This window comes from Phenylobacterium sp. (assembly GCF_035944335.1).
In the GTDB taxonomy this organism is placed as follows: Bacteria; Pseudomonadota; Alphaproteobacteria; order Caulobacterales; family Caulobacteraceae; genus Phenylobacterium.
Genome location: NZ_DASZBG010000108.1, coordinates 22,051 through 39,793 on the forward strand (window position 1 = coordinate 22,051; position 17,743 = coordinate 39,793).

General features: G+C 68.0%; 27 protein-coding genes and 2 pseudogenes. 3 read left to right on the top strand and 26 right to left on the bottom strand.

The window, feature by feature from the left end; all coding sequences use genetic code 11:
* The first annotated feature begins 219 nt into the window (after positions 1-219).
* The 3 genes from VGT80_RS17035 to VGT80_RS17045 are packed head-to-tail and all read left to right on the top strand — an operon-like array spanning position 220 to position 3,737.
* Entirely contained in the window at positions 220-1,548 is a 1,329-nt protein-coding gene (locus VGT80_RS17035; RefSeq protein ID WP_327457851.1) for an amidohydrolase family protein, read from the top strand.
* Positions 1,545-2,564, top strand: coding sequence for an adenosine deaminase (locus VGT80_RS17040; protein ID WP_327457852.1), 1,020 nt, complete (start codon positions 1,545-1,547; stop codon positions 2,562-2,564). The genes VGT80_RS17035 and VGT80_RS17040 overlap by 4 nt, the downstream gene beginning before the upstream one ends.
* A gap of 30 nt (positions 2,565-2,594) precedes the next feature.
* Positions 2,595-3,737 (top strand): glycoside hydrolase family 172 protein, encoded by a 1,143-nt coding sequence (locus VGT80_RS17045; protein WP_327457853.1) that lies wholly within the window; start codon positions 2,595-2,597, stop codon positions 3,735-3,737.
* 12 nt (positions 3,738-3,749) lie between these two features.
* Here the strand turns inward: VGT80_RS17045 and VGT80_RS17050 are convergent, their stop codons facing one another.
* From VGT80_RS17050 to tuf, 26 genes and pseudogenes are all read right to left on the bottom strand, one after another.
* Positions 3,750-4,316, bottom strand: coding sequence for an adenylate kinase (locus VGT80_RS17050; protein ID WP_327457854.1), 567 nt, complete (start codon positions 4,314-4,316; stop codon positions 3,750-3,752).
* 64 nt (positions 4,317-4,380) lie between these two features.
* Positions 4,381-5,730, bottom strand: coding sequence for a preprotein translocase subunit SecY (gene secY, locus VGT80_RS17055; RefSeq protein WP_327457855.1), 1,350 nt, complete (start codon positions 5,728-5,730; stop codon positions 4,381-4,383).
* Positions 5,731-5,819: 89 nt separating this feature from the next.
* Positions 5,820-6,314: a 50S ribosomal protein L15 gene (rplO, locus tag VGT80_RS17060; RefSeq protein WP_327457856.1), complete on the bottom strand. Its 495-nt coding sequence runs from the start codon at positions 6,312-6,314 to the stop codon at positions 5,820-5,822.
* Between the two features lie 79 nt (positions 6,315-6,393).
* Complete coding sequence (gene rpmD / locus VGT80_RS17065) at positions 6,394-6,585, bottom strand: 50S ribosomal protein L30 (RefSeq protein ID WP_327457857.1); 192 nt, start codon at positions 6,583-6,585, stop codon at positions 6,394-6,396.
* 3 nt (positions 6,586-6,588) lie between these two features.
* The gene (gene rpsE / locus VGT80_RS17070; RefSeq protein ID WP_327457858.1) at positions 6,589-7,179 is read right to left on the bottom strand and encodes a 30S ribosomal protein S5; all 591 of its coding nucleotides are present in this window, start codon (positions 7,177-7,179) and stop codon (positions 6,589-6,591) included.
* A gap of 9 nt (positions 7,180-7,188) precedes the next feature.
* On the bottom strand, positions 7,189-7,572 hold the full coding sequence (gene rplR, locus VGT80_RS17075; protein WP_327457859.1) for a 50S ribosomal protein L18: 384 nt from the start codon (positions 7,570-7,572) through the stop codon (positions 7,189-7,191).
* A 2-nt stretch (positions 7,573-7,574) separates the two neighbouring features.
* Complete coding sequence (gene rplF, locus VGT80_RS17080; RefSeq protein ID WP_327457860.1) at positions 7,575-8,108, bottom strand: 50S ribosomal protein L6; 534 nt, start codon at positions 8,106-8,108, stop codon at positions 7,575-7,577.
* A gap of 1 nt (position 8,109) precedes the next feature.
* The gene (rpsH, locus tag VGT80_RS17085) at positions 8,110-8,505 is read right to left on the bottom strand and encodes a 30S ribosomal protein S8 (RefSeq protein WP_327457861.1); all 396 of its coding nucleotides are present in this window, start codon (positions 8,503-8,505) and stop codon (positions 8,110-8,112) included.
* 10 nt (positions 8,506-8,515) lie between these two features.
* Positions 8,516-8,821, bottom strand: coding sequence for a 30S ribosomal protein S14 (rpsN, locus tag VGT80_RS17090; protein WP_327457862.1), 306 nt, complete (start codon positions 8,819-8,821; stop codon positions 8,516-8,518).
* Between the two features lie 20 nt (positions 8,822-8,841).
* A complete protein-coding gene (gene rplE, locus VGT80_RS17095) occupies positions 8,842-9,399 on the bottom strand; it encodes a 50S ribosomal protein L5 (protein WP_327457863.1) in 558 nt (185 codons plus the stop codon).
* Positions 9,392-9,706 carry a 50S ribosomal protein L24 gene (rplX, locus tag VGT80_RS17100; protein ID WP_327457864.1) on the bottom strand — a complete coding sequence of 105 codons (315 nt, stop codon included), beginning with the start codon at positions 9,704-9,706 and terminating at the stop codon, positions 9,392-9,394. Before rplX ends, rplE begins: the two co-directional genes overlap by 8 nt.
* On the bottom strand, positions 9,706-10,074 hold the full coding sequence (gene rplN / locus VGT80_RS17105; RefSeq protein WP_327457865.1) for a 50S ribosomal protein L14: 369 nt from the start codon (positions 10,072-10,074) through the stop codon (positions 9,706-9,708). Before rplN ends, rplX begins: the two co-directional genes overlap by 1 nt.
* Before the next feature lie 12 nt (positions 10,075-10,086).
* The gene (gene rpsQ, locus VGT80_RS17110) at positions 10,087-10,335 is read right to left on the bottom strand and encodes a 30S ribosomal protein S17 (protein ID WP_327457866.1); all 249 of its coding nucleotides are present in this window, start codon (positions 10,333-10,335) and stop codon (positions 10,087-10,089) included.
* Positions 10,336-10,347: 12 nt separating this feature from the next.
* Entirely contained in the window at positions 10,348-10,542 is a 195-nt protein-coding gene (gene rpmC / locus VGT80_RS17115) for a 50S ribosomal protein L29 (protein WP_327457867.1), read from the bottom strand.
* Positions 10,542-10,973, bottom strand: a complete 432-nt coding sequence (gene rplP / locus VGT80_RS17120) for a 50S ribosomal protein L16 (protein ID WP_327457868.1) — start codon at positions 10,971-10,973, stop codon at positions 10,542-10,544. The genes rpmC and rplP overlap by 1 nt, the downstream gene beginning before the upstream one ends.
* Before the next feature lie 11 nt (positions 10,974-10,984).
* Positions 10,985-11,749 (bottom strand): 30S ribosomal protein S3, encoded by a 765-nt coding sequence (gene rpsC / locus VGT80_RS17125; RefSeq protein WP_327457869.1) that lies wholly within the window; start codon positions 11,747-11,749, stop codon positions 10,985-10,987.
* A complete protein-coding gene (gene rplV / locus VGT80_RS17130) occupies positions 11,749-12,129 on the bottom strand; it encodes a 50S ribosomal protein L22 (RefSeq protein WP_327457870.1) in 381 nt (126 codons plus the stop codon). Before rplV ends, rpsC begins: the two co-directional genes overlap by 1 nt.
* Position 12,130: 1 nt before the next feature.
* Positions 12,131-12,409, bottom strand: a complete 279-nt coding sequence (gene rpsS / locus VGT80_RS17135) for a 30S ribosomal protein S19 (RefSeq protein ID WP_327457871.1) — start codon at positions 12,407-12,409, stop codon at positions 12,131-12,133.
* 3 nt (positions 12,410-12,412) lie between these two features.
* Positions 12,413-13,249: a 50S ribosomal protein L2 gene (gene rplB / locus VGT80_RS17140; protein WP_327457872.1), complete on the bottom strand. Its 837-nt coding sequence runs from the start codon at positions 13,247-13,249 to the stop codon at positions 12,413-12,415.
* Between the two features lie 4 nt (positions 13,250-13,253).
* Complete coding sequence (locus VGT80_RS17145; RefSeq protein WP_327457873.1) at positions 13,254-13,556, bottom strand: 50S ribosomal protein L23; 303 nt, start codon at positions 13,554-13,556, stop codon at positions 13,254-13,256.
* Positions 13,556-14,194: a 50S ribosomal protein L4 gene (gene rplD / locus VGT80_RS17150; RefSeq protein ID WP_327457874.1), complete on the bottom strand. Its 639-nt coding sequence runs from the start codon at positions 14,192-14,194 to the stop codon at positions 13,556-13,558. The genes VGT80_RS17145 and rplD overlap by 1 nt, the downstream gene beginning before the upstream one ends.
* Positions 14,195-14,292: 98 nt before the next feature.
* A pseudogene (gene rplC, locus VGT80_RS17155) lies at positions 14,293-15,057 on the bottom strand (50S ribosomal protein L3); the annotation flags it as partial.
* 12 nt (positions 15,058-15,069) lie between these two features.
* A complete protein-coding gene (rpsJ, locus tag VGT80_RS17160) occupies positions 15,070-15,378 on the bottom strand; it encodes a 30S ribosomal protein S10 (RefSeq protein ID WP_012521787.1) in 309 nt (102 codons plus the stop codon).
* 308 nt (positions 15,379-15,686) lie between these two features.
* The gene (locus tag VGT80_RS17165; protein WP_327457875.1) at positions 15,687-16,526 is read right to left on the bottom strand and encodes a GIN domain-containing protein; all 840 of its coding nucleotides are present in this window, start codon (positions 16,524-16,526) and stop codon (positions 15,687-15,689) included.
* A 38-nt stretch (positions 16,527-16,564) separates the two neighbouring features.
* Positions 16,565-17,413, bottom strand: coding sequence for a GIN domain-containing protein (locus VGT80_RS17170; RefSeq protein ID WP_327457876.1), 849 nt, complete (start codon positions 17,411-17,413; stop codon positions 16,565-16,567).
* A 170-nt stretch (positions 17,414-17,583) separates the two neighbouring features.
* Positions 17,584-17,743 (bottom strand): annotated as a pseudogene (gene tuf, locus VGT80_RS17175) (elongation factor Tu); the annotation flags it as partial.

The following is a 17,743-nucleotide window of genomic DNA, read 5'->3' on the forward strand; positions in this document are numbered from 1 at the left end:
GGATCGTTTCGCTTCCGTCAACGCCCATTTGTGAACGAAAAGGCGATCGCGCAAGGCCCCTGCCCTGCCCGGGTGTCTACGCCATGACCGCGAGACCCAGACTCGCGCGGCAAGGTTAAGCAAACCATGAAGCCGGCCTGGAGCGCAAATGTGGCGTCACACGGCTTGCAAGCACCCTCGACACCGGGTCACTTACCGCGCGGGTTTGGGGGACGAAAAATGGCCTTGAGGACGACGATGATGGCCGCGGCGGCGCTCGCGGCGCTGGTGGTGGTGGGCGCAGCCGGCCCGGCGGCCGCCGGGGACGTGGTGATCCACGCCGGCCGGCTGATCGACGGCACGGGCAAGGCGCCGCGGGCCCAGGTCTCGATCCTGATCCATGACGACCGGATCACCGGCGTGCAGGCAGGTTATGTGGCGCCGGCGGGCGCGGAAGTGATCGACCTTTCCAACGCCACCGTCCTGCCCGGCCTGATCGACGACCACGTCCACATCACCATGGCCTTCCACAAGGGCGACCCGATCCACACCGCGATGACGCGGACGAACTACGACGACGCCATCGAGGCCACCGGGGACGCGCGCAACACCCTGCTGGCCGGGTTCACCACCATCCGCGACGTCGGCGGCGAGACCGAGGTGGTCGTGGCCCTGAAGCGCGCCATCGCCGCGGGCGTGATCCCGGGACCGCGAATGTGGGTGGCCGGCACGCCGCTCGGCCCCACCGGCGGCCATGGCGACGCGGCCAACGGGCTCGACCCGGAGCTGAACCATCCGCACTGGACCGACAACCTGATCGACAGCCCTGAAGCGGCCCGGCGCACGGTCCGCACCCTGCGCCGCAAGGGCGTCGACCTGATCAAGATCATGCCGTCGGGCGGGGTGATGTCGATCGGCGACGATCCCCGGCTGCAGCTGATGGAGGACGACGAGATCAAGGCGGTGATCGAGACGGCCCATTCCCTGGGCATGCGGGTCGCGGCCCACGCCCACGGCAAGCAGGCCATCGACCACACCATCGCGCTGGGCGTCGATTCCATCGAGCACGGCACCTATGGCGACGCCGAGAGCTACAAACTGTTCAAGGCGCACGGGACCTACCTCGTGCCGACCATGCTGGTGGGCGAGAAGGTCTATGAGCACGCCAAGACCCACCCCGAGGACCTGAACCCCTCGACAGCCCAGAAGGCCATCGAGACGGTGCCGCGGATGCTGCAGAACCTGCACGACGCCCATGCGGCGGGCGTGAAGATCGCCTTCGGCACCGACACCTTCGGCATGTCCAACCACGGTGAGAACGCCCAGGAGTTCGCCCTGCTGGTGAAGGCGGGCATGAGCCCCATGGAGGCGATCGAGGCGGCCACCTGGAACGCCGCCGACCTGATCGGCGACACCGCCGACATCGGCACGGTGCAGGCCGGCCGCTACGCCGACGTGATCGCGGTCGCCGGCGACCCGCTGGCCGACGTCACGGTGCTGGAGCACGTGCAGTTCGTGATGAAGGGCGGCAAGGTCTACAAGGCCGGAGGCCGGGCGGTCGGCCCATGAGCACGGCCGACTTCATCCGCGGCCTGCCCAAGGCCGAGCTGCATCTGCATATCGAGGGCAGCCTCGAGCCGGAGCTGATGTTCGAGCTCGCCCGGCGCAACCGGATCGCCCTGCCCTTCGGCTCGGTCGATGAGCTGCGCGCGGCCTACGCCTTCTCCAACCTGCAGGACTTCCTGGACATCTACTACCAGGGCGCGGGCGTGCTGCAGACGGAAGCCGATTTCCAGGATCTGGCCCTGGCCTATTTCCGGCGCGTGGCGGGCGATGGCTGCCGGCACGTGGAGCTGTTCTTCGACCCGCAGACCCACACCGACCGCGGGATCCCGTTCGGCGTCGTCGCCGACGGCCTCCTGGCCGGCATGGCCGAGGCGCAGGGCAGCCTGGGCGTCACCTCCAGGCTGATCCTCTGCTTCCTGCGCCACCTGGACGAGGACGCCGCCTTCGCGACCCTAGCGGCGGCCGAGCCCTATCTCGACCGGATCGTCGGCGTGGGCCTGGATTCCTCGGAGGTCGGCCATCCGCCGTCGAAGTTCGCCCGGGTCTATCGGGCGGCGGCCGAGCGCGGTCTGAAACGCGTCGCCCACGCCGGCGAGGAAGGCCCGCCGGCCTATGTCTGGGAGGCGCTCGACGTGCTGAAGGTCGACCGGATCGACCATGGCAACCGCAGCCTCGAGGACCAGGCCCTGGTGAGGCGGCTGGCGGCCGAGGGCATGACGCTGACGGTCTGCCCGCTTTCCAACCTGAAGCTCTGCGTCGTGGACGACCTGAAAGCCCACCCCCTCAAGCGGATGCTGGGGCTCGGGCTGCACGCCACCATCAATTCCGACGACCCGGCCTATTTCGGCGGCTACCTTGGCGACAACTGGCTGGCGGTCAGCGAGAGCTTGGCGCTGACGCGCGACGAGCTCGTCCGCCTGGCGAAGAACAGCTTCTCGGGCTCGTTCCTGGCCCCGCCCGACGTGGCGCGCCACATCGCGGCCATCGACGCCTATGCCGCGGCCGCGATTGAGGGCTAGGCTCGCCGGCGACGACCGCGAGGGAAGGCGATGTTCGAGGATCCGGCGCGTATCGACACCCGGCTGGACAGCCGTTCGATCAGCTTCGAGAACCCCACCGGGGCCCGCGGGTCCGGCGGCCACGCCAGCGGCGGCCGCAAGGGCGCGCCGGCGGCGCTGATCGCGCCGGGCGAGACGGTGGTGCTGGCCGACATCGCCGGCCCCGGACGCGTGCGGCACATCTGGATGACCTTCCCCCGCGCCCGCCCGGAGCGGATGCGCGCCCTGCTGCTGGAAGGCTTCTACGACGGCCGTTCCGCGCCCAGCATCTCGGCGCCGGCGATGGATTTCTTCGGCCTGCCGCACGGCCGCGCGACGGCCTACGCCTCGGCCCTGACGGCGGCGCAGGAGGGCAAGGGCTTCAACGCCTACTTCCCGATGCCGTTCGGAAAGCGCCTGAGGCTGCAGCTGACCAACCACGGGCCGGCGCCGATCCTGCTCTACTACCAGGTCGACTACACGCTGGGCGCCGCCGAGGCGGACGAAGGTCGGCTGCATGTGAGTTTCCGGCGTGAGAATCCGACGACGCTCAAGCGGGATTTCGTGATCTGCGAGGGCTTCAAGGGCCCCGGCCGCCTGGTGGGATGCGTGGTCGGCATCCGTCGCTTCCACGACGACATGCTTTGGTATGGGGAGGGCGAGTTCAAGGTCTACCGCGACGGCGACGAGGCGCTGCCGACCATCTGCGGCACGGGACTGGAGGACTATATCGGCTCGGCCTGGGGCCTGGGTCCGCACGCCGCGCCCTATCAAGGCTCACCGCTGCATGTGGGGCCAAAAGCCGCCGACGGCGCACCGGCGCCGCAGCCGGATTTCGTCGGCTTCTACCGCTGGCACCTGCCCGACCCGATCGTGTTCAACCAGGCCTTGAAGGCCACGATCCAGCAGATCGGCGCCCTGTTCGTCCCCGAGGGCGCAGGCGACGCGGCCCGCATGGCGGACCTCGCGACCCGCCATCAGCTCGCCGGCAATGGCTGGATCCCGGCGCCGGGCGGCCACTTCGCGCTGGCCGAGCGCGTCGACGACTATTGCGCCACGGCCTTCGTCTATTGCCGCGAGCCCCAGGCGGTCGCCCCCTGCGACATGGCGGCCGCGGTCGCCGACATCGGCCTGCGCGAGTACGAGACGGCCTGAACCGGCGGGCGGCTAGCGGCCGTCCAGCGCCCGGTCGACGCCGGCGGCGACCACCTCGATCGTGCCCATGCCGTCGACCTCCACCAGCTTGTCCTGGTCCTCGTAGTAGGGCAGCAGCGGCGCGGTCTGGGCGTTGTAGGCGGCGAGCCGGACCTTGAAGCTGTCGGGGTTGTCGTCGGGACGGCCGCTCTCGGCGAAGCGGCCGGCGACGCGGTGCATCAAGGCCTCGTCATCGACCTTCAGCCGGATGACCTTGTCGATCTTCGAGCCGCGGCGCTGCAGCATGACGTCGAGCGCCTGGGCTTGGGCCAGGGTGCGCGGGAAGCCGTCGAAGATCGCTCCGCCGGCGGCTTCCGCCTCTGGCAGGCGGCTCTCGATCAGCTCGACGACGATCTCGTCGGACACCAGCTCGCCGCGCTGCATGATGCCCGCGACCCGCTGGCCGAGCTCGGAGCCCGAGGCGATCGCCGCGCGCAGCATGTCGCCGGTGGAGAGCTGGATCATGCCGCGGGTGTCGACCAGCCGCTTGGCCTGGGTGCCCTTCCCCGCCGCCGGCGGCCCGAACAGGATCAGGTTCATCTACGCCCCCTCCATCGCCGGCCCTCTTACCGGGACCCTGCGATTCTTTCCTACCCTAGATGACCTAACGGCCGCGAACCCCGCGGAGCTTCGACTTCTTGATCAGTCCTTCGTACTGGTGGGCCAGCAGGTGGGACTGGATCTGGGTGACGGTGTCCATGGTGACGCTGACGACGATCAGCACCGAGGTGCCGCCCATGTAGAAGGGCGCGTTGTAGAAGCCGATCAGCGCCTCGGGCAGCAGGCAGACGATGGCGATATAGGCCGCGCCGATCACGGTCAGGCGGGTGAGCACGTAGTCGAGGTACTCCGCCGTCCGCTTGCCCGGCTTGATGCCCGGCATGAAGCCGCCGTACTTGCGCAGGTTTTCCGCCGTCTCCTCGGGGTTGAACACCACCGAGGTGTAGAAGAAGCAGAAGAAGATGATCAGGGCGCCGTAGAGCAGCATGAACAGCGGGCGGCCGTGCTGCAGCTGGCCCACCGCGCCCGGCAGCCATTGCATCCAGGGCGGCAGGTTGGCCTGGGCGAAGACGCCCATGACCGTGGCCGGCATCAGCAGCAGGCTGGAGGCGAAGATCGGCGGGATGACGCCGGAGGTGTTGATCTTCAGCGGCAGGAAGGAGGTGTCGCCGCCGAACATGCGGTTGCCGACCTGGCGCTTGGGATATTGCACCAGCAGCCGTCGCTGGGAGCGCTCCACGAAGACGATGGCCGCGGTCACGGCGACCACCAGCACCCCGATGATCAGCAGCGCTCCGCCGCTCATCGCCCCGGTGCGCGCCAGCGAGAACGCCTGGACGATGTAGCGCGGCAGGACGGCCACGATGCCGGCGAAGATGATCAGCGAAACCCCGTTGCCGACGCCGCGGCTGGTGATCTGCTCGCCCAGCCACATGAGGAACATGGTGCCCCCGGTGAGCGTCACGACGGTGGAGACCACGAAGAACAGGCCCGGGTGTTCGACGACGCCGGTGGAGGCCTGCAGGCCCATGGCGATGCCGAACGACTGGAAGACCGCCAGCACGACGGTCAGGTAGCGGGTGTACTGGTTGAGCTGCTTGCGCCCCGCCTCGCCGCCTTCTTTCCTGAGCTTCTCCCAGGGCGGATAGACCGTCCCCAGCAGCTGCACGATGATCGAGGCGGAGATATAGGGCATCACGTTGAGCGCGAAGATCGCCATGCGCGAGACCGCGCCGCCCGAGAACATGTTGAACATGCCCAGGATGCCCTTGGCCTGGCCCTGGAAGGCGGCGCTGAAGGCGACGATGTCGATGCCCGGGATCGGGATGAAGGCGCCCAGTCGGTAGACGACCATCGCGCCCAGGGTGAACCAGATGCGCTTGTGCAGCTCCGTGGCCTTCTGGAAGGCCTCGAAGTTCATGTTGGCTGCAAGCTGTTCGGCGGCCGAAGCCATTCGAGATCCTTACCCTGGGCTCGTGGTCATGCTCAGATAGGACGCTCCGCGACCAAGCGCGAGGCCGGAATGGTCGCGGAAGCGAAGCTTCAGGCTTCCGGCGCTGATTCCGGGGCCGCTTCGGGCTTGGTGGTGGTGAGCTTGCCGCCGGCCTTTTCCACCGCGGCGCGCGCCGAGGCGGTCGCCGAATAGACGGTGAGGTTCAGCTTCGACTTCAGCTCGCCCTTGCCCAGCAGCTTCACGCCGTCCTTGACGCGGCGGATCACGCCGGCCTTCAGCAGGGCCTCGGCGTCGATGGCGGCCTTGGCGTCCAGCTTGCCGGCGGCGATCGCCTGCTCGAGCCGCCACAGGTTCACCTCGGCGAAGTGCTTGCGGTTGAGGCTGTTGAAGCCGCGCTTGGGCATGCGCATGTGCAGCGGCATCTGGCCGCCTTCGAAGCCGGCGATGGCGACGCCGGAACGGGCCTTCTGGCCCTTCACGCCGCGCCCGGCGGTCTTGCCCTTGCCGGAGCCGGGGCCACGGCCGACGCGCATGCGCCCCTTGGTGGAGCCTTCGCGGGGGCTGAGTTCGTTGAGCTTGGTCATCTGTCGCCTCTCCCTGGGAGATCAATCGCCGGAGCGGAAGCTCCGACTCGGCTGAATGGAATGGATGGTCGTGGAGGGACTAGCCCTCCACCACCTCGACCATGTGCGCGACCTTGGCGATCATCCCGCGGATCGAGGGGGTGTCTTCCAGGGTCGAGACGCGTCCCGGGCGGTTGAGGCCCAGGCCGATGAGGGTGGCGCGCTGATCGGCCTTGCGGCGGATCGGGCTGCCGGTCTGACGGACCGTGATTTTTCCGGTTTCCTTGGCCATGACTTAACCTTCCGCGTCCGCGGCTGGCGCAGCCGCCGAGGCGCCGTCGGCGCGGCGGCCGATCACGTCGGAGACCTTCTTGCCGCGCTTGGCGGCGACCTGACGCGGCGAGGCCTGGGCCTTCAGCGCCTCGAAGGTCGCGCGGACCATGTTGTAGGGGTTGGACGAGCCCTGCGACTTGCCGACCACGTCCTGGACACCCAGGGTCTCCAGCACCGCGCGCATCGGGCCGCCGGCGATCACGCCGGTGCCGGGAGGCGCCGCGCGGACCAGCACCTTGCCCGCGCCCCAACGGCCGTGGCCGTCGTGGTGCAGGGTGCGGCTCTCGCGCAGCGGCACGCGGATCATCGACTTCTTGGCTTCCTCGGTCGCCTTGCGGATGGCTTCGGGCACTTCGCGCGCCTTGCCATGGCCGTAGCCGACACGGCCCTTCTGGTCGCCGACGACCATCAGGGCGGCGAAGGAGAACCGTCGGCCGCCCTTCACGGTGGCCGCGACCCGGTTGATGTGCACCAGCTTCTCGACGATTTCGCTGTCGCGCTCTTCGTCGTTGCGGTTGCGACGATCGCCGCGCTGTTCGTCTCTGCGAGCCATCGGTTTTCCTTAGAAGTTCAGGCCGGCTTCGCGCGCGGCGTCAGCCAGCGCCTTCACCCGGCCGTGATAGAGATAACCGCCGCGGTCGAACACGACGTCCTTGACGCCCTTTTCGATGGCGCGCTGCGCCACCAGGGCGCCGACGCGGGCGGCGGCGTCCTTGTCCGAGCCCTTGGTCTTGGCCTTGGACTTCGCCTTGGCCTCGGCTTCGGAGCCTTCCAGGGACGAGGCGGCCGCCAGGGTCACGCCGCGCTCATCATCGATGACCTGGGCGTAGATGTTCTTCGCCGAGCGGAAGACCGACAGACGCGGCCGGCCGTTCGACATCTTGCGCAGCCGCGTGCGGTTGCGCTGCGCGCGACGCTGGGCTGAATCGCGGGAGGAGAGCGCCATGGCTACTTCTTCTTGCCTTCCTTACGACGGACCTGCTCGCCGGCGTAGCGCACGCCCTTGCCCTTGTAGGGCTCGGGGGGCCGCAGGCGGCGGATCCGGGCGGCGGTTTCGCCGACCAGCTGCTTGTCGATGCCGGAGATCCTGATCTCGGTCTGCTTCGGAACCGCGAAGCTGATGCCCTGCGGCGGCTTCACGTCCACGTCGTGGGAGAAGCCGAGCTGCATGGAGAGCGCCTGGCCCTTCATCGCCGCCCGGTAGCCGACGCCGACCAGCTCGAGCGTCCGCTCGTAGCCGGTGGTGACGCCCACCACCATGTTGTTCACCAGCGTGCGGGACAGGCCCCACATGGACTGGGCGCGGGCGGTCTCGTCGCGCTTCGACAGCACGATCGTCTCGCCCTCGCGCGAAGGAACGACCTCGTCGGCCAGGGTCCAGGCGAGCTGGCCCTTGGGCCCCTTCACGGTCACCGTCTGGCCCTCGATCGTCACCTGGACGCCGCTGGGCACGTCGATGGGTTTCTTGCCGATACGAGACATCTCAATAGACCCGGCAGATCACTTCGCCGCCCACGTTCGCCTCACGGGCGGCGGTGTCGGACATGACGCCCTTGGGCGTCGACAGGATCGAGATCCCGAGGCCGTTCTTCACCGGCTTCAGGTCCTTGATCGACGAATAGACCCGGCGGCCCGGCTTCGACACGCGGCTGATCTCCGCGATGACCGGCTGGCCATCGAAGTACTTCAGCTCGATCTCGAACTCGGGGAAGGCGCCGGGCTGCTCCACCAGGTGGTAGCCGCGGATGTAGCCTTCATCGAGCAGCACATCGAGGACGCGCGCGCGCATCTTCGACGCCGGCGTCGTCAGCTTGTTGCGGCCACGCATGGCGGCGTTCTTGATACGGGCGATCAGATCGCCGATGGGGTCGTTGACCATGGTCCCCCTCCTACCAGCTCGACTTGACGAGGCCGGGGATCAGGCCGGCGGACCCGAGGTCGCGCAGGGAGATCCGGCTCATCTTGAGCTTGCGGTAATAGGCGCGCGGGCGACCGGTGATCTCGCAACGATTGCGGACCCGGGTCGCCGACGAATTGCGAGGCAGCTGGGCGAGCTTCAGACGCGCATCGAAGCGTTCTTCGAGCGGCAGGGACTCGTTGTTGGCGATGTCCTTCAGCTGCTCGCGCTTGGCGGCGTATTGCTTCACCAGCTTCTTGACGCGCTGGTTGCGGTTGACGGCGCTTTTCTTGGCCATGTCTTTCTTCCCTCCCGCTCTTAAGCCGTGAACGGGAACTGGAATTCCTTGAGGAGCTCGCGAGCTTCCTCATCGGTCTTCGCAGTGGTGGTGACGATGATGTCCATGCCCCAGACCTGATCGATCTGGTCGTAGTTGATCTCCGGGAACACGATGTGCTCACGAAGGCCCATGGCGTAGTTGCCGCGGCCGTCGAAGGACGTGGGCTTCAGGCCCCGGAAGTCCTTCACGCGCGGCAGGGCGATAGTGATCAGCCGATCGAGGAACTCGTACATGCGGTCCTGGCGCAGGGTCACCTTCGCGCCGATGGTCATGCCCTCGCGCAGCTTGAAGCCGGCGATCGAGGTCCTGGCCTTGGTGGCGACCGGCTTCTGGCCGGCGATCTTGGCCAGGTCGGTCATCGCCGAGGCGACCTTCTTGGAGTCCGCGACGGCTTCGCCGATGCCCATGTTCAGGACGATCTTGTCCAGCTTGGGAATCTGCATCTCGTTCGAGTAGCCGAACTTGTCACGCATCGCCTTGCGGATGCGCGCCTTGTACTCGGTCTTCAGCCGCGGTTCGTAAGCTTGCTCAGCCATTGATCACCTCGCCGGTCGTCTTGGCGAACCGGACCTTCTTGTCTCCGTCCATGCGGAAGCCGACGCGGGTCGGCTTGCCCTTGGAATCGACGAGCGCGACGTTCGACACGTGGAGCGGCGCTTCCTTGTTCTTGATCCCGCCCTGCGGATCGAACTGCGTGGGCCGGGTGTGGCGCTGAACCATGTTCACGCCGCTCACCAGCACGCGGCCTTCCTTCGGGAACACCTTGGACACGGCGCCTTCGCGACCCTTGTCCTTGCCGGCGAGGACCATAACGCGGTCCCCCTTCTTGATCTTCGAGGCCATTACAGCACCTCCGGCGCGAGGGAGATGATCTTCATGTGGTTCTTGGCGCGCAGTTCGCGGGGAACCGGGCCGAAGATCCGCGTGCCGATCGGCTCGCTCTGCTTGTTGACGATGACCGCCGCGTTCTTGTCGAAACGGATGACGGAGCCGTCCTTGCGCTTGATGGACTGGCTGGTGCGCACGACGATCGCCTGCAGCACGTCGCCCTTCTTCACGCGGCCGCGCGGGATCGCCTCCTTGACGGAGACGACGATGCGATCACCGACGCTCGCATAGCGACGCTTCGCGCCGCCGAGCACCTTGATGCACATGACCCGGCGAGCGCCGGAATTGTCGGCGACTTCCAGGTTAGTTTGCATCTGGATCATGTGTGGCGATCCTTAAGCTTGGGCCGCACTGCCCTTAGGCAGCACTTCCCAGGTTTTGGTTTTCGACTTGGGCGCGCACTCAACGATGCGGGCGACCTCGCCGGTCTTGTAGGCATTGGCCTCGTCATGGGCGTGGTACTTCTTGGACCGACGGACGGTCTTCTTCAGCACCGGGTGCAGGAAGGTCCGCTCGACCTTCACCACCACCGACTTGTCGCCCTTGTCGGAGACGACCACGCCCTCGAGAATTCGTTTCGGCATCGATCGGTCTCCTTAGGCCTGGGCCTGCTTGCCGCGCAGCACGGTCTTGAGGCGCGCGATATCCTTGCGCACCTCGTCCACGCGGTGGGTCTTCTCCAGCTGGCCGGTCGCCCGTTGGAAGCGCAGGTTGAACTGCTCCTTCTTCAGGTTGATCAGCTGCTCGGAAAGCTGGTCGGGCGTCATGCCCCGGACGTCGTCAATCTTCATCACGCGTGCTCCTGAGCCGCGGCGTCGATGCGCGTGACGATCTTCGTCTTCACCGGAAGCTTCGCCGCGCCGAGGCGCAGGGCTTCACGGGCGATGTCGTCCGGCACGCCGTCGATCTCGAACATGATCCGGCCGGGGTGCACCCGGGCGGCCCAATACTCCACCGCGCCCTTGCCCTTGCCCATGCGGACTTCGGCCGGCTTGTCGGTCACCGGAACGTCCGGGAAGATGCGGATCCACACCCGGCCCTGACGCTTCATCTGGCGCGTGATCGCCCGACGGGCGGCTTCGATCTGGCGCGCGGTGATCCGCTCGGGCTCCATGGACTTCAGGCCATGCGAGCCGAAGTTCAGGGCCGTGCCGCCCTTCGAGGCGCCATGGATCTTGCCCTTGAACTGCTTGCGGAACTTGGTCTTTTTCGGAGACAGCATCGTTCAGGCCCTTAAGCGTTCGCCGTGTCGCCGCGGCGGTCGCGGCGCGGGCCGCGGTCCGGACGATCGCCACGTTCGCGGCCGCCGCCGCCCTCGCCCGCAGGCCCGCTCTCGCCGGCCAGGCGCTTGTCGAGGGCCATGGGGTCGTGCTCCAGCACCTCGCCCTTGAACACCCACACCTTCACGCCGATGACGCCGTAGGTGGTGGTGGCCTGGGTGACGCCGTAGTCGATGTCGGCGCGCAGGGTGTGACGCGGCACGCGGCCTTCCTGGTAGGATTCGGACCGGGCGATCTCGGCGCCGCCGAGACGGCCGCCGACCTCGATCCGCATGCCCTTGGCGCCCAGGCGCATGCCGCTCTGCAACGCGCGCTTCATGGCGCGGCGGAAGGCGACGCGGCGCTCGAGCTGCTGGGCGATGTTCTCGGCCACCAGCTGGGCGTCGGTCTCGGGCTTGCGCACCTCGACGATGTTCAGGTGGACCTCGCCATCGGTCATGGCGGCGATGTCCTTGCGCAGCTTGTCGATGTCCGCGCCCTTCTTGCCGATGATCACGCCGGGGCGGGCGGCATAGATGGTGATGCGGCACTTCTTGTGCGGACGCTCGATGACGATGCGCGACACGCCGGCCTGATACAGGCGCTTCTTCAGCGCGCTGCGGACCTTGATGTCCTCGTGCAGCAGCCGGCCGTAGTCGGCGCCGTCGGCGAACCAGCGGCTGTCCCACGTGCGGTTGATGCCGAGCCGCAGCCCGATCGGATTGACTTTCTGACCCATCAGGCGGCCTCACCCAGTTCGCGGACCACGATGGTGATCTCGCTGAACGGCTTCTCGATGCGGGAAGCACGGCCGCGCGCACGGGCGGCGAAGCGCTTCATGACCAGGTTCTTGCCCACGAAGGCCTCGGCCACGACCAGGTTGTCGATGTCGAGGTTGTGGTTGTTCTCGGCGTTGGAGATCGCCGAATAGAGCGCCTTGCGCACATCCTTGGCGATGCGCTTGGAGCTGAACTCGAGCTCGTTCAACGCGCGCTGCACCTTCAGGCCGCGGATCGAGGCCGCGACCAGGTTCAGCTTGCGGGGGCTGGTGCGGAGCGTCCGCACCTTGGCGACCGCCTCGGCGGCCGTGAACCGGCGCTCTTTGGCTTGCTTGCCCATCTTACTTCCTCTTGGCCTTCTTGTCGGCCGCATGGCCCGGGAAGAACCGGGTGGGGGCGAACTCGCCGAGCTTCATGCCGACCATGTCCTCGCTGACGAGGACCGGCACGTGCTTCTGGCCGTTGTGGACGCCGAACGTCAGGCCCACGAACTGCGGCATGATGGTGGAGCGGCGCGACCAGGTCTTGATCACGTCCTTGCGGCCCGAGCCTTGGACGGCTTCGGCCTTCTTGAGCAGGTATCCGTCGACGAACGGACCTTTCCAGACAGAGCGGGTCATGTCCTAGCGAGCCTTCCTGGCATGACGCGAGCGGATGATGAACTTGTCCGTCGCCTTGTTCGTACGAGTCTTGCGGCCCTTGGTCGGCTTGCCCCACGGGGTGACCGGGTGACGGCCGCCGGAGGTCTTGCCTTCACCGCCGCCGTGCGGGTGATCGACCGGGTTCATGGCCACGCCGCGCACGTGGGGGCGCTTGCCCTTCCAGCGGTTGCGGCCGGCCTTGCCCATGACCTCGTTCATGTGGTCGGGGTTCGACACCGCGCCCACCGTGGCCATGCAGCTGTCCTGCACCATGCGCAGCTCGCCGGAGCCGAGGCGGATCTGCGCGTAGCCGGCGTCGCGGCCGACCAGCTGGGCGTAGGTCCCGGCGGAGCGGGCCATCTGGCCGCCCTTGGCAGGCTTCAGCTCGATGTTGTGGATGATCGTGCCGATCGGCATGGAGCGCAGCGGCATGGCGTTGCCGGGCTTCACGTCGGCCTTCTCGGCGGCGATCACCTCATCGCCGACGCGCAGGCGCTGCGGGGCGAGGATGTAGGCCAACTCGTCGTCCGCATAGCGGATGAGCGCGATGAAGGCGCTGCGGTTGGGGTCGTACTCCAGCCGCTCGACCTTGCCGACCACGTCGAGCTTGCGACGCTTGAAATCGACGATCCGGTAGAGGCGCTTGGCGCCGCCGCCGCGGAATCGCACGGCCACGCGACCGCCGCCGCCCCGGCCGCCCGACTTGGTCAGGCCTTCGACGAGCGACTTCTCCGGCCGGCCCTTGTGGAGCTCGGACTTGTCCACCAGGACCAGCTGGCGCCGGCCCGGGGACGTCGGATTGAATTGCTTCAGAGCCATCTCTTCAGAGCCCCGTGGTGATGTCGATGGACTGGCCCTCGGCCAGGGTCACGACAGCCTTCTTCACATCGGACCGGCGGCCCATGATGCCGCGGAAGCGCTTGGTCTTGCCCTTGACGTTGAGGGTGTTGACCTTGGTCACATTGACCTTGAACAGCGCTTCGACCGCGGCGGCGATCTCGTCCTTGGTGGCGTCACCGGACACCTGGAACACCACCTTGTTCTGCTCGCTGAGCAGAGTGGCCTTCTCGGTGATCACCGGGGCGACGACGACGTCGTAGTGACGGGCGGTGGGCTGGTCGGCCATTACGCGGCCTCCTCAGGCTGGAAGCGCGTGCGGATCGCTTCGACCGCGTCCTTGGTGAGGACGAGGGTCGTGCGGCGCAGCACGTCGTAGACGTTGAGGCCGGCGTTCGGCAGGACGTCCACATTGGGGATGTTGCGCGCGGCGAGCTTCAGGTTCGCATCGACCTCGACGCCGGCGATCACCAGGGCGTTGGTCACCCCGATCTTCTCCAGCGAGGCGCGCAGGCCCGCGGTCTTGGCGTCCTTGACGGTGGCGTTGTCGAGCACGATCAGCGAGCCGTCGCGGACCTTGGAGGAGAGCGCGTGGCGCAGCGCCAGGGCGCGGACCTTCTTGGGCAGGTCGAAGGCATGGCTGCGGACGACCGGGCCGTGGGCCTTGGCGCCGCCGACGAACTGGGCCGCCCGGCGCGAGCCGTGACGGGCGCCGCCGGTGCCCTTCTGGCGGTACATCTTCTTGCCCGTCCGAGAGACCTCGTTGCGGACCTGGATCTTGTGGGTGCCGGCGCGGCGCTTGGCGAGCTGCCAGGTGACGCAGCGCTGCAGGATGTCGCCGCGGATCTCTTCGATGCCGAAGATATCGTCCGGCAGCTCGATCGAGCCGCCCTTCCCGCCGTCCAGCTTGATGACGTCGAGTTTCATTACGCTTCACCCTCAGCTTCGGGCGCTTCCGGCGCGGCGGTCGTGTCGGGGGTTTCTTCGACAGCCGTCTCAGGCGTCGCGGCGGCTTCCACCGGCGCTTCCTGGCCGGCGGCCTCGACCGAGGCCTCCACGGGGGTCTCTTCCGCCGCGGCTTCGGCCGGAGCCTCCTCCGCGGGGGTCGGCTCGCGCCAGCCCTTGAAGCCGCCCGGCTGCGGCGCATCGGCCGGCAGGGCCGACTTCACCGCGTCGCGGACGCGCACGAAGGTGCCTTCGGTGCCGGGGACCGCGCCGCGGACCAGCAGCAGGCCGCGCTCCACGTCGACGCGCCAGATGGTGAGGTTGAGGGTGGTGACGGTTTCCTGGCCGAGGTGGCCGGCCATCTTCTTGCCCTTGAAGGTCCGGCCCGGATCCTGCCGCTGGCCGGTGGAGCCCAGCGCCCGGTGGGAGACCGAGACGCCGTGGGTGGCCCGCATGCCGCCAAAGTTCCAGCGCTTGATGCCGCCCTGGAAGCCCTTGCCGACCGTCACGCCCGTGATGTCGACCTTCTGGCCCGGGACGAAGTGGTCGGCGGTGATCTCCGCGCCCACGTCGATGAGGTTTTCCTCGGAGACCCGGAACTCGGCGACGGTGCGCTTGGGCTCGACCTGCGCCTTCGCGAAGTGGCCGCGCATGGCCTTGGAGGTGTTCTTGGCCTTCTTGGCGCCCGCGCCGAGCTGGAGGGCGACGTAGCCGTCCCGCTCGGAGGTGCGCTGGCCGACGACCTGGCAGCCCTCGAGGCTGAGCACGGTCACCGGGACATGGCTGCCGGCTTCGTCGAAGAAGCGCGTCATGCCCAGCTTTTTGGCGATCACGCCGGTTCGCATCGGACCGACCCCTTAGAGCTTGATCTCGACGTCCACGCCGGCGGACAGGTCGAGCTTCATGAGCGCGTCCACGGTCTGCGGGGTGGGGTCGACGATGTCGAGCACGCGCTTGTGCGTGCGGATTTCAAACTGCTCGCGCGACTTCTTGTCGATGTGCGGCGAGCGGTTGACGGTGAATTTCTCGATGCGCGTCGGCAGCGGGATCGGCCCGCGCACGGTCGCGCCGGTTCTCTTGGCCGTGTTCACGATCTCGCGGGTGGAATGGTCCAGCACGCGGTGATCGAAGGCTTTGAGCCGGATGCGGATGTTCTGACGATCCATATCGCTCTTTTCGTTTCCCTACAGACGGCGGGGCGCCCGCGTGATCTCGACCATTTCAAAGACCAGCCCGAACCCTCAGATGAGAGCCCGTACGCGAAAGTCCGCATAAACGACTTAGGCCCGCGCGACACCCGCGAGGGCCCAATTCCGAAACGCTAATTGCACTGTCTCGGCCCGTTCTGCGAACCGCGTCTAGCCCTTGCGAGCTACAGCCGGTCCAACAGGAGGCGGGTAGATACCTATCCGACTCGGTTCCGTCAAGGGCGAGCGGCGGCCTATCGCAGGCCAGCCCCGCCCGGCCCCGTCGGCTAGTTCCCGACGCTGACCCCGCCGGAGCCCATGACCATCTTGGAGATCGGCCCCTTGACCTCGCGGGCGTGGACGTCGCCGGAGCCCGCGATGCGGGCCTTGAGCGTGTCGGCGCTGCCGCCGAAATCCACGTCGCCGGAGCCGGCGATGGAGACGCTCATGGCGCTGGCATGGCCGCCGGCCACCTTCACGTCCCCCGAGCCCGCCACGCGGACTTCCAGCGCGCCGGAGATGGTCCCCACGTTGACGTCGCCGGAACCGGCGATCTCGACCTCCAGCGGCCCGTGCACGTCGGCCATGGCCACGTCGCCCGAGCCGGCCGTGCGGACCTTGGCCTCGCCGGCCGCTCCGGCGCGGGTGTCGCCGGAGCCCGCCTGGCTCAGCCGCAGACGGCCTTCGACATTGGCCACCGTCCAGTCGCCGCAGCCGGCGTTGCCGAGCTCGAGGCTGGCCGAACGCCCGACCGAGCCGAACACCGCCCCGCCCGCCTCGACCCTGGCGTCGCGCGGCGTGCGGATGACCACCTGGGGCATGTCGCGCCAGGCCACCTCGCCCACGTCGCGCACGGTGACGGAGACGTGCTCGCCATGGCCGCGGCAGTTGCGGATGCGGCGGCCGAGATCGCCGTCGATGATGGTCTTGCCGCCGAAGGTGCGCACCTGCAGCGGCAGCCTGGGATTGCTCGACAGGAACTCGACCTTGATGTCGGACCGGTTCTCCGGGATCACGGTGACGCGGGCGACGGCGTCCTTGATCTCCACGGATTCGGCGTTGGCGGCGCCGGCGACGGCGCAGGCCGCGGCGGCAACCGCCGCCATGAGCATCGGGGAAAATCGCATTCTGGGCTCCTTGAATTCGTTGCGCTGGCGCAGCGTGGCTACGGCCGGCCGTCGATCGTCACGTGGCCCGCGCCGCTGATCGATTTGGTCACCTGGCCGGTGACGCGGTTGACGTGGATGCCGCCGATCCCGGAAATCCGGGCGTCGAGGCTGTCGGCGACGCCGCCGAAATCGATGCCGCCCATGCCCGAGACGATGGCCCGCATCTGGGTGGCGCGGCCGCCCATCACCTGGACGTGGCCGACGCCGGAGACGCGGGCGTCCATGGACCCGGCGAAGTCCTCGACCTGAATCCGTCCCGCGCCGGACAGCTGGCTCTCCATGCCTTGCCGCACGTGCACGGCGTGGATGTCGGCGGCGCCGGAGAGCTTCACGTCCAGCCGGCCGATGGCGCCCATACGCAGCGAGCCCGCGCCGGATTCATGGACCGCGGCGTCGCCGGCGACATCGCCCACCACCCAGGCGCTGCAGCCGGAATCGTGCAGCTCCAGGCTGCCCGAACGGCCGATGGAGCCGAACACCGCGCCGTTGGAGCCGACCACGACGGCGCGCGGCGTGCGCACCACGATCTGTGGGATCTGGTCGCCGCTGACGTCGCCCACGCCGCGCACGGAGGCGAACGGCCGGTCGGAGCGATGGTGGCAGTCGCGGATACGGTGGGCGAGCCCGCCGTCGATGATGGTCTCGCCGCCCTGGGTTCGCACCTCGAGTGGCAGGTTCCGATTGGTGGTGACCATCTCGACCTTGATGTCGGAACGGTCCTCCGGGATCACGGTCACCCGGACCACCGCGTCCCGCAGCTCGACGGACGGCGGGTGGGCGGCGCCGGCCGCGCCGGCGGCAGCGACCGCCGCGGTGGCGCAAAGAAGAGCAATCGCAAGTCTCATCGACCCAATCCCCAAGTCCATTCCCCGGATCGAAGCTAGTCTCACCCATCTGATGAAGCAGCTTAATTCGGCGTCATGACTCCTGGGTCATCTGCGGTCCTTGCCGGAAACAAGAAAGGCCGCCGGGATCGCCCCCGGCGGCCTCTCTGTTCTCTTGCGGGGATGGACTGCTACTCGAGGATCTTCGACACCACGCCGGAGCCCACCGTGCGGCCGCCCTCGCGGATGGCGAAGCGCAGGCCCTGGTCCATGGCGATCGGGGTGATCAGCTCGACGTTGAGCTCGGCGTTGTCGCCGGGCATGATCATCTCCACGCCTTCCTTCAGCCGG

Coding starts and splice junctions, on each gene's coding strand:
- rpsS (WP_327457871.1), bottom strand. CDS start 12,409: ATGACCCGCTCTGTCTGGAAAGGTCCGTTCGTCGACGGATACCTGCTC.
- rpsN (WP_327457862.1), bottom strand. CDS start 8,821: ATGGCCAAGAAAAGCGCCGTCAACCGCAACCAGCGCGTCAAGAAGCTG.
- rpmD (WP_327457857.1), bottom strand. CDS start 6,585: ATGGCCAAGGAAACCGGAAAAATCACGGTCCGTCAGACCGGCAGCCCG.
- rpsE (WP_327457858.1), bottom strand. CDS start 7,179: ATGGCTCGCAGAGACGAACAGCGCGGCGATCGTCGCAACCGCAACGAC.
- rplF (WP_327457860.1), bottom strand. CDS start 8,108: ATGTCTCGTATCGGCAAGAAACCCATCGACGTGCCCAGCGGCGTCCAG.
- rplR (WP_327457859.1), bottom strand. CDS start 7,572: ATGGCGCTCTCCTCCCGCGATTCAGCCCAGCGTCGCGCGCAGCGCAAC.
- rplX (WP_327457864.1), bottom strand. CDS start 9,706: ATGGCCTCGAAGATCAAGAAGGGGGACCGCGTTATGGTCCTCGCCGGC.
- rplE (WP_327457863.1), bottom strand. CDS start 9,399: ATGGCTGAGCAAGCTTACGAACCGCGGCTGAAGACCGAGTACAAGGCG.
- rplB (WP_327457872.1), bottom strand. CDS start 13,249: ATGGCTCTGAAGCAATTCAATCCGACGTCCCCGGGCCGGCGCCAGCTG.
- VGT80_RS17040 (WP_327457852.1), top strand. CDS start 1,545: ATGAGCACGGCCGACTTCATCCGCGGCCTGCCCAAGGCCGAGCTGCAT.
- rplP (WP_327457868.1), bottom strand. CDS start 10,973: ATGCTGTCTCCGAAAAAGACCAAGTTCCGCAAGCAGTTCAAGGGCAAG.
- secY (WP_327457855.1), bottom strand. CDS start 5,730: ATGGCTTCGGCCGCCGAACAGCTTGCAGCCAACATGAACTTCGAGGCC.
- rplD (WP_327457874.1), bottom strand. CDS start 14,194: ATGAAACTCGACGTCATCAAGCTGGACGGCGGGAAGGGCGGCTCGATC.
- rpmC (WP_327457867.1), bottom strand. CDS start 10,542: ATGAAGATTGACGACGTCCGGGGCATGACGCCCGACCAGCTTTCCGAG.
- VGT80_RS17165 (WP_327457875.1), bottom strand. CDS start 16,526: ATGCGATTTTCCCCGATGCTCATGGCGGCGGTTGCCGCCGCGGCCTGC.
- rpsQ (WP_327457866.1), bottom strand. CDS start 10,335: ATGCCGAAACGAATTCTCGAGGGCGTGGTCGTCTCCGACAAGGGCGAC.
- rpsC (WP_327457869.1), bottom strand. CDS start 11,749: ATGGGTCAGAAAGTCAATCCGATCGGGCTGCGGCTCGGCATCAACCGC.
- rpsJ (WP_012521787.1), bottom strand. CDS start 15,378: ATGGATCGTCAGAACATCCGCATCCGGCTCAAAGCCTTCGATCACCGC.
- rplN (WP_327457865.1), bottom strand. CDS start 10,074: ATGATCCAGATGCAAACTAACCTGGAAGTCGCCGACAATTCCGGCGCT.
- VGT80_RS17035 (WP_327457851.1), top strand. CDS start 220: ATGGCCTTGAGGACGACGATGATGGCCGCGGCGGCGCTCGCGGCGCTG.
- rplO (WP_327457856.1), bottom strand. CDS start 6,314: ATGACCAAGCTCAACGAACTCAGCCCCCGCGAAGGCTCCACCAAGGGG.
- rpsH (WP_327457861.1), bottom strand. CDS start 8,505: ATGGTCAACGACCCCATCGGCGATCTGATCGCCCGTATCAAGAACGCC.
- VGT80_RS17050 (WP_327457854.1), bottom strand. CDS start 4,316: ATGAACCTGATCCTGTTCGGGCCGCCGGCGGCGGGGAAGGGCACCCAG.
- VGT80_RS17045 (WP_327457853.1), top strand. CDS start 2,595: ATGTTCGAGGATCCGGCGCGTATCGACACCCGGCTGGACAGCCGTTCG.
- VGT80_RS17170 (WP_327457876.1), bottom strand. CDS start 17,413: ATGAGACTTGCGATTGCTCTTCTTTGCGCCACCGCGGCGGTCGCTGCC.
- rplV (WP_327457870.1), bottom strand. CDS start 12,129: ATGGGCAAGCAAGCCAAAGAGCGCCGGTTCACGGCCGCCGAGGCGGTC.
- VGT80_RS17145 (WP_327457873.1), bottom strand. CDS start 13,556: ATGGCCGACCAGCCCACCGCCCGTCACTACGACGTCGTCGTCGCCCCG.